A 13,101-nucleotide genomic window follows, 5' to 3' on the forward strand; every position below is an offset into this window, starting at 1 on the left:
TAGCCGGCACTTTCTATTGTAGAATAAGGATAGTGCGAATTGGCCAAAATTGGAGACCCGTGTGGCGGTTATTGTACCCTTCGAGAGCCCGTCGAACGCTTCGATAGATGCGCTGGTCGGGCTCGTTGCCGCCGACATGGAGCGGGTCAACGCCACGATCCTGTCGCGGACGGGGTCGGAAGTCACCATGATTCCCGAGGTCGCCAACCACCTGATCTCGTCCGGTGGCAAGCGTCTCCGCCCGATGCTGACGCTGGCGATGGCAAGCCTCACCGGCTATTCCGGCGACGGCCATATCAAGCTCGCCGCCTCCGTTGAGTTCATGCACACCGCGACCCTGCTGCATGACGACGTGGTCGACGAGAGCGAACTGCGCCGCGGCAAACTGTCGGCGCGGATGCTGTGGGGCAATGAAGCGAGCGTGCTGGTAGGCGACTTCCTGCTCGGCCAGGCTTTTCGCATGATGGTCGAGGTCGGCTCGCTGCGGGCGCTGGACATTCTCTCGTCCGCCGCGGCCACCATCGCCGAAGGCGAAGTGATGCAGCTTGCGGCGGCCAAAAACACCGCGACCACCGAGGACGAATACCTCGCCGTGATCCGTGGCAAGACCGCCGAACTGTTCGCCGCCGCCTGCGAGGTTGGACCGGTGATCGCCAACCGGCCGAAGGCCGAGCAGACCGCGTGCCGCTCGGTCGGCATGAATCTCGGCATCGCATTCCAGCTCGTCGACGACGTGCTGGACTATGGCGGCAAGGCCGCGAAACTCGGCAAGAACATCGGCGACGATTTCCGCGAGGGGAAGATCACGCTGCCGGTGGTGCTGGCATTCCGCCGCGGCAATGACACCGAGCGCAAGTTCTGGATCAAGGCGCTGGAACGCGGCGAGATCGGCGACAGCGATCTCGATCATGCCATCGGCCTGATGACCAAGCACCGCGCGCTGGAAGACACGATCAGCCGTGCCCAGCATTACGGCGCGATGGCGGTCGACGCGCTGGCGCTGTTCCCGGCCTCGCCCATGAAGACCGCGCTCGAGCAGGTCGTGGCGTTCTGCCTGGCGCGGTCGCATTGAGCGGCACCAATTTCACATTGTTTCTCCTGGCCGCGCTTGTCATCGCCGCCGTCCCCGGCCCCGGAATCCTTTACGTCGCCGCGAGGACGCTGTCGGGCGGCAAGCGAGCTGGCATCGCGTCGACGTTCGGAACGGCGCTCGGCGGGCTGGTGCATGTGATTGCGGGCGGGCTTGGCGTCTCGGCGATCATCCTTGCCAGTGCCGAACTCTTCGCCGCGCTCAAATTCGCCGGCGCGATCTATTTGATCTGGCTTGGCATCAGAACGTTTCGCGAGGCCCGTCATTTGCTGCCGGAACAGATCGCTCCGGTCGATTCGAAGCGGGCTTTTCGGGATGGCGTGCTCGTCGAAGCGCTCAATCCCAAGACGGCGGCCTTCTTTCTGGCCTTCATTCCGCAGTTCCTTGATCCCGCGGGCAGTTACCCTGCCCTCCAGTTCATGACACTGGGACTGGTCTCGGTCGCGCTCAACACGTTGGTCGATTTCATTGTGGTGCTGATGGCATCGACAGCGCACTCGAGCCTCGTGCGCCGGCCGCACCTGCTGCAACGCCTCAGGCAGGGCTCGGGGCTGTTCATCGCCGGCCTCGGTATTTCGCTGGCGCTGGCGCGGCGGCCGGCGAGTTAGGCCGTGGGCAAAGGCGCTCTTGCGCCGTGCACACCATCAACACTCCGCCAGGAATGGTGGCCACACTGTCGCTTTGCCCTACAAAGAGATTCTCAGCTCAGCGTTCCCGCATGCACCCACCATCCGGGGTGATCGCGCCGGAGCTTTTCCGCCGCGCGCCCGGCTTCGGCGGTGTTCTCGTAGATAGCAAAGCAGGTGGCGCCGGATCCGGACATCCGCGCCAGCCAGGCGCCGTTGGTCGCATTGAGCGCCGAGATGACTTCACCGATCACGGGCTGGACGCGCATGGCGGGCGCCTCCAGATCGTTGGAACTCGCGGCGAGCGCTTCGACCCAATCTTCGAGCGACGCCTTCTCGTCGGGCCAGCGGTCCTGCAGCAGCACGTCGGTTGCGCCGACCAGCAATTCGCCATTGCGCAGGCCGAGTGCGTTGAAAACGTCGCGGGTGGCGACGGGAACGCCGGGATTGACCATCACGCAGGGCATTTTCGGCAGACTGAGCGGCTGCAGCGTTTCGCCGACGCCGGTCATGACGCAGCCGCGCGACTTGACGCAGACCGGCACATCGGCGCCGGTCAGTTGCGCGACCTCGATGATGCGGGGATCGTCGAACGCGAGCCCGTTCAACTGCGAAAGCAGCCGCAGCGCGGCTGCGGCATCGGCCGAACCTCCGCCAATTCCGGCCGCCACCGGCAAGACCTTGTCGAGCGAGAAACTGCCGGCCTTCATGCCCGGCACACGCTCGGCCAACAGACGCGCAGCCTTCAGCACCAGATTGTCTGACGTCTCGCCGCAGGCCTGCGCCAGCGGTCCCGCCATCTTCAAATCCAGATCCGAACCCGGCGACAGCGTCAGCCGGTCGGCGCAATCGGCGAACGCCACCACGCTTTCGAGATCGTGATAGCCATCCGCACGGCGGCCATTCACCCGCAAGGTCAGGTTGACCTTGGCGCGCCCCTCATCACTCAATACCGGCATTGCCGAACAGCCCCCAAAGTCCTCGCCTCAACCGCCCTTGCCGTCTTCCTTCTTCTTGTCGGCGGAAGCCGCAGAAGAGGTGTCTTCGGGCAGACCATTGGCAATCTTGGCTTCGATCTTCGGCAATTCCTCCGCCTCGGGCTTGAGGTCGCGGGCATGGGCCCACTGGAATTTGGCTTCCAGCGTCCGCCCGACGCGCCAATAGGCATCGCCGAGATGGTCGTTGATGGTCGGATCCTCGGGCTTGAGATCGATCGCGCGCTCGAGGTGCTTCACGGCATCCTCGAAATTGCCGATGCGGTAGTAGGCCCAGCCGAGCGAATCCACGATGTAGCCGTCGTCGGGCCGCTGATCGACGGCACGCTTGATCATCTTCATGCCTTCGTCGAGATTGATGCCCTGGTCGATCCAGGAATAGCCGAGATAGTTCAGCACATGCGGCTGCTCGGGTTGCAGTTCGAGCGCCTTACGCATGTCGACCTCGGCCTTGTTCCACTGCTTGGAACGTTCCTCGCAAATGCCGCGATAATAGTAGGTGACCCAGGTGTTCTTGTCCGTCGCCCCGGGCATTGCGTCGATCGCCTGCGTATAGGTGGCGGCGCAATCGTTGAACTTCTTTCGGCCACGCTCGATGTTGCCGAGCGCCATGATGGCTTCGATATCTTTCGGCGCTTCGGCGGTGACACCTTTAAGGATCTTGATCGCCTCTTCGCTGCGGTCGGCGGCGTCGAGATTGGTGGCAAGCTGGATCTGGGCGTTGCGCTTGAGCGGCGAACTCGCCGGCATGCGCTCGTAGACCTTGATCGCCATCTGAGGCTTCTTCACGGACTCGTAGAGATCGGCGAGCGACAACAGCGCCAGCGGATGGTTGGGCTGCAGGTAGAGCGCGAGCTGCAAATAGACCAGCGCCAGATCCTCGCCGCCACGGCGGGTCAGCGTGGCGCCGATGCCGTACAGCGCCTCGGCCGCACCGGCCTGCGCCGAATCGACCAGCGGCGGCAGCTTCTTGCCGGCCCTGGTGTCGCGCAGCCCTTCCTGCACCAGCGGATGCCGCGGCAGCTTCTTGTCGAACGCTTCGTAAATGCCGGCCGCCGCCGCGCCATCCTTGTTGCGCGACAACCAGCGCGCATAGGCGTCGGATACGCGCAGCATCGAATCGTCGAGCTTGTAGGCCCGCTCGAACCGCGCGCCCGCATCCTTGTCCTTGCCCGAGATCTCGAGGATCATGCCGGTGTGGAGATCCTTGAAGATCGGATACCATTCAGGGCCGGTCAGCTTGTCGATACCGGCAACCGCCGCCTTGGCATCGCCCGCGCCGTAGCTCGCCCATCCCGACAGCAGCGTCGCCACCAGGTCGGTAATCGGTCCGCGGATCGACTGGTTGATGTTGAGCTGCGCGGCGGCATATTTCTTCTGCTTGAGGTCACGCACGCCGACCACCAGCCGCGCGACGCGGTTCGACTTGTCCATCGTCAGGATGCGGTCGGCGAGCTTGACCGCTTCATCGATGTCGCCATCGGCCAACGATGAGATGAAGGCGCGGTCCAAGAGCTCGTTGTTCTTGGGATCGGTGCGCAGCGCGGAGCGATAGAATGCCGCGGCGGAAGCGGCGTCGCGCTCGACGCTGGCGTGGCGCGCGGCCAGATAGCTGCCGGACGTCGTCAGCGATTTCAGGTCGGCCTTGCTCGGGAATTGCGCGGCGTTATCGCCCGTGTGTTCGGGCGTCTGGGCCAAAACCGCAGCCGGTGTGGCCAGTGCGGCGAGAGTAATTGCGGCGAAGGTCCAACGATTCATACGAGTGGAAAGCATCACGTTCGCCTAGCTCCAGGATGTATGGCGGGATCGTTACGATCGGTCTCGAATGCAAACCCAAGCGGCGGCATCTCGGGCAGCGACAATGCCGCTTTTGGCCCTCAACCGCAAGGATACGGGTTGGCGAATCGATTGGCAGATTAGGCCCTTAGGGCTCCGATTTAGCCAGCCCAACCCGGAAACGCTTTTACTATGGCGGTATCGTGGCCGGAGGCGGTATCACCCTCCTCCTGCTCACGCAATCGTGGTCTATAGGCCTCGCTACATACCCTGATAGTTGGGCCCACCGCCGCCCTCGGGCGGAACCCAGGTGATATTACCGTTCGGGTCCTTCACGTCGCAGGTTTTGCAGTGGACGCAGTTCTGGGCGTTGATCTGGAAGCGCGGGCCTGCGGCCTCCTCGACCCATTCATACACCCCGGCCGGGCAATAGCGGTTCGACGGACCGGCATAGACATCGTGCTCGGACGTCTTCTGCAGGTTCATGTCGGCGACCTTGAGATGAACCGGCTGGTCCTCTTCATGGTTGGTATTGGAGAGGAACACCGACGACAGCTTGTCGAAACTCAGCTTGCCGTCCGGCTTGGGATAGGCGATCGGGGTATGCGCCTTCGCCGCATCCAGCGTCTTGCGGTCGGGCTTGGCATGCGAGAGCGTTCCGAACAGCGAGAAGCCCAGCGTGTTGCACCACATGTCGAAGCCGGAGAGCGCCATGCCGAGCAGGGTACCGAATTTCGACAACATGGGTTTGGCATTGCGAACCCGGTACAAATCCTTGCCTACCGCGGAATCGCGCCAGGCGTTCTCGTACTCAACTAGTTCATCATTGGCGCGACCGGCGCCGAGCGCTGTGGCTATATGTTCGGCGGCGAGCATGCCGCTGCCCATTGCGTTGTGCACGCCCTTGATGCGCGGCACGTTGACGAAGCCGGCCGCGCAGCCGATCAGTGCGCCGCCCGGGAAACTTAGACGCGGCACCGATTGATAACCTCCCTCGGTGATCGCGCGCGCGCCATAGGAAAGCCGCTTGCCGCCTTCAAAGACGGTGCGAATCGAGGGATGGGTCTTGAAGCGCTGGAATTCGTCGAACGGCGACAGATAGGGATCTTCGTAGTTCAGATGGACGACGAAGCCGACCGCCACCTTGTTGTCGTCGTAGTGATAGAGGAAGGAACCGCCGCCGGTCGTATTGTTCAGCGGCCAGCCTAGCGTATGCTGGACCAGGCCCTTCTGGTGTTTTGCGGGGTCGATCTCCCAGACTTCCTTCAACCCGATGCCGAATTTCGGCGGCTCGCTCTTGGCGTCAAGCGAGAATTTTGCAATCAGCTGCTTGCTCAGGCTGCCACGCGCGCCTTCGGCGAACAGCGTGTACTTGCCCAGCAGTTCCATGCCGCGCGTGAAGGAATCCTTGAGGCTGCCGTCCCTGGCGATGCCCATGTCGCCGGTCGCGATACCCCGCACCGCGCCGTTCTCGTCGTACAGCACTTCGGCCGCGGCGAAGCCCGGATAGATTTCGACGCCGAGCGCCTCCGCCTTCGGGCCCAGCCAGCGACAGACATCGCCGAGCGAGCCGATATAGCAGTGATGGTTGTTCATCAGCGGCGGCATGGCGAAGTTCGGCAGCCGGATCGCGCTTGATGCCGTGGTCCAGTAGAAACGGTCGTCCTTGACTTGGGTCTTCAGCGGGCAGTCCGCGTCTTCACGCCAGTCCGGGATCAACTTGTCGAGGGAAACCGGATCGATCACGGCGCCTGACAGGATATGCGCGCCGACCTCGGAACCCTTCTCCACCACGACGATGCTGAGATCGGCATTGAGCTGCTTCAGCCGGATCGCCGCGGCGAGGCCTGACGGCCCGGCGCCGACGATCACGACGTCGAATTCCATGGATTCGCGGGGAGGAAGTTCTTCTGCACTCATGATCTGATCTCAGCCCGATTGAGAACGGCTCTAAAGGCTCGTTGTTTCCGATTTTTGCGGGGAGGACAACCATGGAAATGCAATGCGAGGCGTTTCACGCCGGCTCGATCCATATTAGATTGGCATAATGGATTTGATCCCCGAACCCGCACCTAATATTCGGCAATTGCTGGCCTTTTATCTGGAGGCCGGGGTCGATTGCGCGTTGGCGGAGGAGCCGGTCGATCGGCTGAGCGAGCCCGACGCCCCTGTAGCCCCCGTCCCGGTCCGCGAGGCGGCGCCACCCCGCCCGTTGCGGGAAATGCCCGCTGCGACGCCGGCAGTTCCGCGCAGCGAAATAGCGCCCTCGCCGGAAGCGGCCATCGCCATCGCGCGCGAAGCGGCGCGAACGGCGCCGACGCTGGAAGCGCTGCGGGCGCTGCTGGAAAATTTCGAGGGCTGCGCGCTCCGAAACACCGCAACGCGGCTGGTGTTTGCCGACGGCAATCCGCAAGCCCGCATCATGTTCGTCGGCGAGGCGCCCGGGCGCGACGAGGACATCGAGGGCCTGCCCTTCGTCGGGCGCTCCGGCAAATTGCTCGACCGGATGATCGCGGCGATCGGGCTCGACCGCAGCAAGGCCTACATCGCCAACGTGATCCCCTGGCGGCCGCCCGGCAACCGGACGCCGACGCCGCAGGAGACGCAAATCTGTCTGCCGTTCATCCAGCGGCAGATCGAGCTTGTGAACCCGGACGTGCTGGTGACGCTCGGCAATCCCTCGACGCAAACCCTGCTGTCGACCCGCGAGGGCATCATGAGAACGCGCGGAAAGTGGTTCGACTACGACACCGGCACCCGCAGCATCCGCGCCATGGCGACATTCCATCCGGCGTATCTGTTGCGATCGCCATCCTACAAGCGGATGTCATGGCAGGATCTGCGCGCCATTGCGAAGGCGCTGGAGCAGACACAGTCCTCATCCTGAGGAGCCCGCGAAGCGGGCGTCTCGAAGGATGGGCCGCGGGCCTAATGGTTCGAGACGGCGCTCCGCGCCTCCTCACCATGAGGAATTGCTTACGGCGCCTTGGGCCGCACGATGGCCCAGCCGACGCGCAACAGCGGCTGGCGGCCGTTCACCATCCATTCGAAGGCGCGCGGCACCTCCGGCACGAGGCCCGGAAACCGCTGCGCGATCTCAGGCGGTGGCGTGCCTGAGGTGTCGGAGGCGCGCCAGACCACGACGCCGCCGGTCTCGTTGAATTTCGCGACCGACAGCCACGGCGTTCGTTCCGGCGTGGCGTCGAGCAGCAGATGCGGGCGCCCGGTGTTCATCGCGATGAAACTCGCCAGTTGCGGATCGCCGGCCACGGCGCGCAGCCGCTGATTGGTTCGCCGTTCGAAATTGTCGCCGAAGAAATGCGCAATCGCTTTCGCCGGCAGCGAGGTCGGCACTTCGGCCCCGGTCCACGGCAGAAGAATCGCGGTCGCGATCGCGACGAGGGCGGGAGCGGCGAGCGCCGCGGCCCAAACCGTGCGCAGCACGCGCTGACGCCGCAGATGGATCAGATCGCCGCTCGCCACGATCACGGCAAGCCCGGACATCAGCAAGGCAACGCCTGCGCCGCCCACGACGCGGTCGAAATTGAACAACCCGGCCAGGAAACTTCCGAGCAGCGCCGGGGCGATGGCGGAAAAATAGACGAAGTCGCGCGCCAGCGGATCGACCGGCGGCCGGTAGATGATCGGCGCTTCCTCGGCGTGGCGGGCGAACCAGCCGGAGTTGAGGGTTGCCAGCAGCACGATGGCGGCCATCGCGAGCACCAGGCCTGTGAGCAGCCCGCCCCATTGCAGGGCGCGCGTGCCGAGATCGGAGATCGCGGGCCATGGCGGCATGGCGAGTGCATCGGCGCGGAGCAGCCAGATCAGATAGGGCAAGACCAGGACGACGATCACGAGCAGCGCATAGAGCGGATCGAGCGACATCAGCACGCGCCGGCCCCGCGCGGTGGCAACTGCAAATCCGGCGAGCAGCAGCAACAACCCGGGCGCGGCCGACGTTGTCAGCAGCAACAGCCCGGCCTCGATCGACCATGCGAACCACGCGTTGCGCCGGTTCTGGCCGATCAATTGCCAGGAATGCAGTAACAGCAACGCCCACAGCGGGCGCGCCAGCACCAGCGGGCCGAACTCGACGCCGGGCGAGCTGAACGCCACCACCGTCATCGAGAGCAGCACCGCGAGCACCGCCTGCTGTCCGCCGATGATTGCGCGGGCCAGTTGATAATAGATCCAGAAGGTGACGACGGCGCAGGCTTGCGCCAGCAGATAGACGCCGAACATGTGGTTGCCGATAGCGCGGAAGGCGATGTCGGCGAGCCAGAACGCCAGCGGCGGACCGAGCCAGGTTCCGACCTGGTATTCCCGGCCGAAGGCCAGCACGGTCGCAAGGTCGCCGGGGGGACTCGGATAGAGCAGCACCGGCAGGATCAGCCAAAGTCCGGCCTGGGCCAGCACCACGAGCCAGACCACCAGCCGCGGCCGCGCGCGGATCAGTTCGACAACGAGCGAGGTGAAGCGCATGAAAGGTCCGAATTCCCGGGCCGGGCAGCCCTCTCCCCAGGGACGTTTGATAGAGCGCACCAGCCGCCGAGGCAACCGTGCTCAGATCGTGGCCGAAATCTCGGGAGCAATCTCCCCATCCACGGTAAAGAGATCGGGCTCGACCGCTTCTTCGACCGTCTCGGGATAATGTTTCTGCCGCGCCGCAATGACCGGCGCAAAAAATCGGCGGTGGTGGATGCTCGGCCCTAACCGGTCGAGCGCCTCGCGATGTTCCGGCACGGCGTAGCCCTTGTGGTTTTCGAAGCCGTAGCCCGGGCAATCCAGCGCCAATGCGCTCATCAGGCGGTCGCGCGTCACCTTGGCGATGATCGAGGCGGCTGCGATCGACATGACAATGCCGTCGCCGCCGATCACCGCATCGCAATCGCAGGGCGCGTCGATCTTGTCGCGGCCGTCGACAAACACATATTTCGGCATCTCGGGCAGCGCACGGACCGCGCGCGCCAGCGCCCAGAGCGAGGCGCGCAAGATATTGTCGCGATCGATCCGCGCCGGCGAGGCAAAGGCGACCGCAAAGGACGATGTCGCGCAGATCTCCTCGAACAATTCCTCGCGGCGCTCGGCCGTCAGCCGCTTGGAATCATCGATCCCCTTGGGGATTCGCTTGGGATCGAGCACGACGGCCGCCGCCACCACCGGACCCGCCAGCGGACCGCGCCCGGCCTCGTCGCAGCCCGCCACCGGCCAGACGCCGCGCTTGATCAGCGCCCGCTCGCGGCGAAAGCTCGGCGGGGCGACCGCGATGACGCCCGTGGGCAGCTCGGCCTGTTCCTTGCCGGTCTTCTTGTCGATTTTCTTGGCGGACTTGTCCCGAATCATGCCGGGATCGTGCAAAAGCGCGCGCCCGGGCGCAACCGGGAACTCGGCACAATTCCCGTTATTCAGCGCGCCGCCGTCGCCACTCCGCGGCCTCAATCACAAAAATTCTTCGGCTTCCGCGCTTAGGCTCCTCGATCGTCTCCACATAACGCATTCCGAGCTTCTCGAGCGCGTGAATGGACGGTGCATTTCGCGGATCGACCAGCCCGAGCAATCGGCCGCATTTGAGTTGCTCGAACCCAAAAGCGAGCTGTGCCTCGCCGATCTCGGTTGCGATCCCCCTGCCCCAGGCCCGGCGCGCAAGGACAAACCCGATCTCGAAATCGTCGGCCTCCAGCGCGTGGCATGGAGACAAGCCCGCAAAGCCGATGATTTCGCCTGCGGGCTTTTCGGTCAGAACCGCCATCCCCGTGAGGTTCTCGCCGAAGGTGAAGGATCTCCGGATGAAATCTTCGGCGGCTTCCCTTGCCATCGACGCTCCGGAAAATGCAAAGCGCATCACATCGCTGTCGCCGAAGATCAGATTCTGCAGAATCGAGATATCCTCTTCGACCGCAGCACGCAGAATCAGGCGCGGTGTCCTCAAGATGACGAGTGGCGGCTGTTCCGATACCGGCGCGGGCTTCTGGTCCATCAAGCCGCAATACCGCAACTCACGGGCAGAGAGAAGCGGCACGGCCATGACATCGCGAACTTCTAATCCGGCAGGCAGACCCGCCCGTCGTCGCCGACCTCGATGCCGGGCGCGACCACCACTTCCCAGGGATGGTTGTCGGGATCGCCGAAATAGCCGGAGTAACCGCCGTAATCGGTCTTGTGCGCGGGCTTCAATAGCGACGCGCCGCAGGTGATTGCGAAATCCAGCACGGCGTCGACCTCCTCGACGGAGCCGCAATTCCAGGCGAGTGTCGTTCCGCGAAAGGTTTTCGGCCGCGGCTGGTCCGGCAGCGTGACGTCGCGGGCGAGTTGATCCCACGGGAAAAGCCCGATCACCGTGCCGCCGGTGTCGAAGAAGGCGACCGCCTCGCCGGTCGCGCGAAACTTTCGGGCAAAGCCGAGCGCTTCGTAAAACGCGATGCTGGCGCGCATGTCGGTTACACCGAGCGTGATGACCGTGAACCGCGGGGTTGGTGCTTTCGTACTCATGCTACTACCTCCGCGTCATTGCGAGCGAAGTGAAGCAATCCATGTCGCAGCATAACGGATAGATGGATTGCTTCGCTTCGCTCGCAATGACGACACCTAAAACAAACTCAGTTGCTGTCCGCTGCGCTTCGGTTTGAGGAAATGATCGGTCGTCAGTTTCGAGCGGCGTTTGTTGAGGCCGAGCTTTTCGCAGGCGATTTCGAATCGCCGCCCGATCATCCAGGCCATCGGCCCGGTGCCCTTCATCCGCGTTCCCCATTGCGAGTCGTAGTCGCGCCCGCCGCGCATGTCGCGGATCAGGGTGAAAACGTGACGGTAACGGTCGGGATAGTTAGCCATCAGCCATTCACGAAACAGGTCGCGCACTTCAAGCGGCAGCCGCAGCAGCACGTAGCTTGCTTCCTCGACGCCGGCATGGGCTGCGGCATCGAGAATGCGCTCGATCTCGGAATCGTTCAGCGCGGGAATCACCGGTGCGACCATCACGGTCGCGGGAATGCCGGCCTCCGACAATTGGCGCAGCGCCTCCAGCCGCTTCGGCGGCGTCGAGGCGCGCGGCTCCATGGTGCGGGCTAGCTTGGGATCGAGCGTGGTCACGGAAATGGCGACCTTGGCCAGATTGCGCTTCGCCATCCGCTGCAGAATATCGATGTCGCGCGTCACCAGCGCCGATTTGGTGACGATGCCGACGGGATGGCCGGCCCGATCAAGCACTTCGAGAATGCCGCGCATGATTTTGTATTCGCGCTCGATCGGCTGATAGGGATCGGTGTTGGTGCCGATCGCGATCATGCGCGGCTCGTAACCGGGCGCCGCGAGCTCCTTCTCGAGCAGTTCCGGCGCGTCGGGCTTGGCGAGCAGCTTGGATTCGAAATCAAGCCCTGGCGACAGTCCAAGAAAGGCGTGGGTCGGCCGCGCGAAGCAGTAGACGCAGCCGTGCTCACAGCCGCGATAGGGATTGATCGAACGGTCGAACCCGATGTCGGGCGAGTCGTTGCGGGTGATGACCTTGCGCGAGGTATCGAGCGATACCGTCGTCTTGAACGGCGGCAGTTCGTCCAGGCTCTGCCAGCCATCGTCGAAGGCGACCCGTGCTTCGGCCTCGAACCGGCCGCTCTGGTTGGACTGCGCGCCGCGGCCACGCCGTCGCTTGTTCTCGATCGCGACCGCAAGCTCGGGAAAAGGTGTCGCACCCGCCGGCTCGGAGGGCGCCGTGACCGGCGGGTGCTTGAGGGCATGAGAGGATGCTCGGCTCATGAAGCGAACATAGCACGCCAAAAGAACAAATCAAGAACATCATCGACAACAATTCACACCGAACGCCAACATCGGATAAGCCACCGGCGCCACTGCCGCAAAATTCTGCACGCAAACGGCTGCTTTGATTATGACAAGGTGATAACAGTGCGGCGTTTTTCCCCGTTTGAGCCACCGAAGCCTCATTCATGTTGAGCGTGATCATTCCAACCGAAGGGGTCGAGCAGCCCGCCGTCGCAACGCTGGCGGCGCTGGTGCCGGGCGCCGCCGCCGGCATCATCCGCGAGGTGCTGTTGGTCGACAGGGCCGGCAACGGCGTGATCGAACGGGTGGCCGACGTCGCCGGCTGCCGCTTTCTAGCATTTGAAGGAACACGCGCCGCGGCATTGGCCGCCGGTGCGCGGGCGGCGCGCTCGCCATGGCTGATGTTCCTGCACGCCGGCGCGGTGCTCGACAACGGCTGGATCGAAGAGACCACGCAATTCATCCAGAACGTATCGAGCAGCGACCGGCCGCGTGCAGGGGTGTTTCGCTACGCGCGCTCGCCCTATTCCGACACGCGGCTGCGCGACGGCCTCAAATTCGTCGCCCGCATGATTACCGGGCCGTCGGCGGAACAGGGGCTTCTGATCGCGCGCGATCATTACGAGCGGCTTGGCGGCTACCGGCCGGATTCCCGCCGTTCCGAGACGCGGCTGTTGCGCCAACTCGGCCGCGCCTCGCGCACCCAGCTGCGCAGCCGGATCATGGTCGTCGCCTAAGGCGGCCCAGACACAAAATATCGAAAACAACCCCATGCAAAGTAGAACAGGCCCGGGTGCGCCTGCCGGATGCCTGCCACCAGAATAGAATATACTTGCCAACGGCA

At 64.0% G+C, this 13,101-nt stretch carries 12 protein-coding genes; 4 read left to right on the forward strand and 8 right to left on the reverse strand.

Going from position 1 to position 13,101, the window contains the following annotated elements:
- Positions 1 to 61 precede the first annotated feature (61 nt).
- Both JQ624_RS17985 and JQ624_RS17990 read left to right on the forward strand, forming a co-directional pair.
- Positions 62 to 1,072 (forward strand): polyprenyl synthetase family protein, encoded by a 1,011-nt coding sequence (locus JQ624_RS17985; protein WP_212420244.1) that lies wholly within the window; start codon positions 62 to 64, stop codon positions 1,070 to 1,072.
- Positions 1,069 to 1,698 (forward strand): LysE family translocator, encoded by a 630-nt coding sequence (locus tag JQ624_RS17990; RefSeq protein ID WP_212420245.1) that lies wholly within the window; start codon positions 1,069 to 1,071, stop codon positions 1,696 to 1,698. Before JQ624_RS17985 ends, JQ624_RS17990 begins: the two co-directional genes overlap by 4 nt.
- A 92-nt stretch (positions 1,699 to 1,790) precedes the next feature.
- Here JQ624_RS17990 and JQ624_RS17995 read toward each other — a convergent pair whose 3' ends face one another.
- The 3 genes from JQ624_RS17995 to JQ624_RS18005 all read right to left on the reverse strand — a co-directional run bounded on the left by JQ624_RS17995 (position 1,791) and on the right by JQ624_RS18005 (position 6,407).
- The gene (locus JQ624_RS17995) at positions 1,791 to 2,675 is read right to left on the reverse strand and encodes a 4-(cytidine 5'-diphospho)-2-C-methyl-D-erythritol kinase (RefSeq protein WP_212420246.1); all 885 of its coding nucleotides are present in this window, start codon (positions 2,673 to 2,675) and stop codon (positions 1,791 to 1,793) included.
- A gap of 27 nt (positions 2,676 to 2,702) precedes the next feature.
- Complete coding sequence (locus JQ624_RS18000) at positions 2,703 to 4,484, reverse strand: tetratricopeptide repeat protein (protein ID WP_212420247.1); 1,782 nt, start codon at positions 4,482 to 4,484, stop codon at positions 2,703 to 2,705.
- Between the two features lie 264 nt (positions 4,485 to 4,748).
- Positions 4,749 to 6,407, reverse strand: coding sequence for an electron transfer flavoprotein-ubiquinone oxidoreductase (locus JQ624_RS18005; RefSeq protein ID WP_212420248.1), 1,659 nt, complete (start codon positions 6,405 to 6,407; stop codon positions 4,749 to 4,751).
- Between the two features lie 133 nt (positions 6,408 to 6,540).
- Between JQ624_RS18005 and JQ624_RS18010 the strand changes: the two genes are divergently transcribed.
- Positions 6,541 to 7,374, forward strand: a complete 834-nt coding sequence (locus JQ624_RS18010) for a uracil-DNA glycosylase family protein (protein WP_212420410.1) — start codon at positions 6,541 to 6,543, stop codon at positions 7,372 to 7,374.
- An 89-nt stretch (positions 7,375 to 7,463) separates the two neighbouring features.
- Here the strand turns inward: JQ624_RS18010 and JQ624_RS18015 are convergent, their stop codons facing one another.
- The 5 genes from JQ624_RS18015 to JQ624_RS18035 all read right to left on the reverse strand — a co-directional run bounded on the left by JQ624_RS18015 (position 7,464) and on the right by JQ624_RS18035 (position 12,233).
- Entirely contained in the window at positions 7,464 to 8,969 is a 1,506-nt protein-coding gene (locus JQ624_RS18015; RefSeq protein ID WP_212420249.1) for a glycosyltransferase family 39 protein, read from the reverse strand.
- An 81-nt stretch (positions 8,970 to 9,050) separates the two neighbouring features.
- Complete coding sequence (locus JQ624_RS18020) at positions 9,051 to 9,830, reverse strand: ribonuclease HII (RefSeq protein WP_212420250.1); 780 nt, start codon at positions 9,828 to 9,830, stop codon at positions 9,051 to 9,053.
- 58 nt (positions 9,831 to 9,888) lie between these two features.
- A complete protein-coding gene (locus JQ624_RS18025; protein ID WP_249129894.1) occupies positions 9,889 to 10,512 on the reverse strand; it encodes a GNAT family N-acetyltransferase in 624 nt (207 codons plus the stop codon).
- Positions 10,513 to 10,526: 14 nt separating this feature from the next.
- Entirely contained in the window at positions 10,527 to 10,976 is a 450-nt protein-coding gene (locus JQ624_RS18030; RefSeq protein ID WP_212420251.1) for a VOC family protein, read from the reverse strand.
- A gap of 96 nt (positions 10,977 to 11,072) precedes the next feature.
- A complete protein-coding gene (locus tag JQ624_RS18035; protein WP_212420252.1) occupies positions 11,073 to 12,233 on the reverse strand; it encodes a PA0069 family radical SAM protein in 1,161 nt (386 codons plus the stop codon).
- Between the two features lie 188 nt (positions 12,234 to 12,421).
- Between JQ624_RS18035 and JQ624_RS18040 the strand changes: the two genes are divergently transcribed.
- Positions 12,422 to 12,994 (forward strand): glycosyl transferase, encoded by a 573-nt coding sequence (locus JQ624_RS18040; protein ID WP_212420253.1) that lies wholly within the window; start codon positions 12,422 to 12,424, stop codon positions 12,992 to 12,994.
- The last annotated feature ends 107 nt before the right edge of the window (positions 12,995 to 13,101 follow it).

It is taken from the genome of Bradyrhizobium sp. AUGA SZCCT0283, assembly GCF_018130385.1.
GTDB lineage: Bacteria > Pseudomonadota > Alphaproteobacteria > Rhizobiales > Xanthobacteraceae > Bradyrhizobium.

Excerpts from the sequence above, each read along its gene's own strand:
- JQ624_RS18040 (WP_212420253.1), top strand. The coding sequence starts at position 12,422 with ATGTTGAGCGTGATCATTCCAACCGAAGGGGTCGAGCAGCCCGCCGTC.
- JQ624_RS18035 (WP_212420252.1), bottom strand. The coding sequence starts at position 12,233 with ATGAGCCGAGCATCCTCTCATGCCCTCAAGCACCCGCCGGTCACGGCG.
- JQ624_RS18005 (WP_212420248.1), bottom strand. The coding sequence starts at position 6,407 with ATGAGTGCAGAAGAACTTCCTCCCCGCGAATCCATGGAATTCGACGTC.
- JQ624_RS17995 (WP_212420246.1), bottom strand. The coding sequence starts at position 2,675 with ATGCCGGTATTGAGTGATGAGGGGCGCGCCAAGGTCAACCTGACCTTG.
- JQ624_RS18015 (WP_212420249.1), bottom strand. The coding sequence starts at position 8,969 with ATGCGCTTCACCTCGCTCGTTGTCGAACTGATCCGCGCGCGGCCGCGG.
- JQ624_RS18000 (WP_212420247.1), bottom strand. The coding sequence starts at position 4,484 with ATGCTTTCCACTCGTATGAATCGTTGGACCTTCGCCGCAATTACTCTC.
- JQ624_RS18020 (WP_212420250.1), bottom strand. The coding sequence starts at position 9,830 with ATGATTCGGGACAAGTCCGCCAAGAAAATCGACAAGAAGACCGGCAAG.
- JQ624_RS18025 (WP_249129894.1), bottom strand. The coding sequence starts at position 10,512 with ATGGCCGTGCCGCTTCTCTCTGCCCGTGAGTTGCGGTATTGCGGCTTG.
- JQ624_RS18030 (WP_212420251.1), bottom strand. The coding sequence starts at position 10,976 with ATGAGTACGAAAGCACCAACCCCGCGGTTCACGGTCATCACGCTCGGT.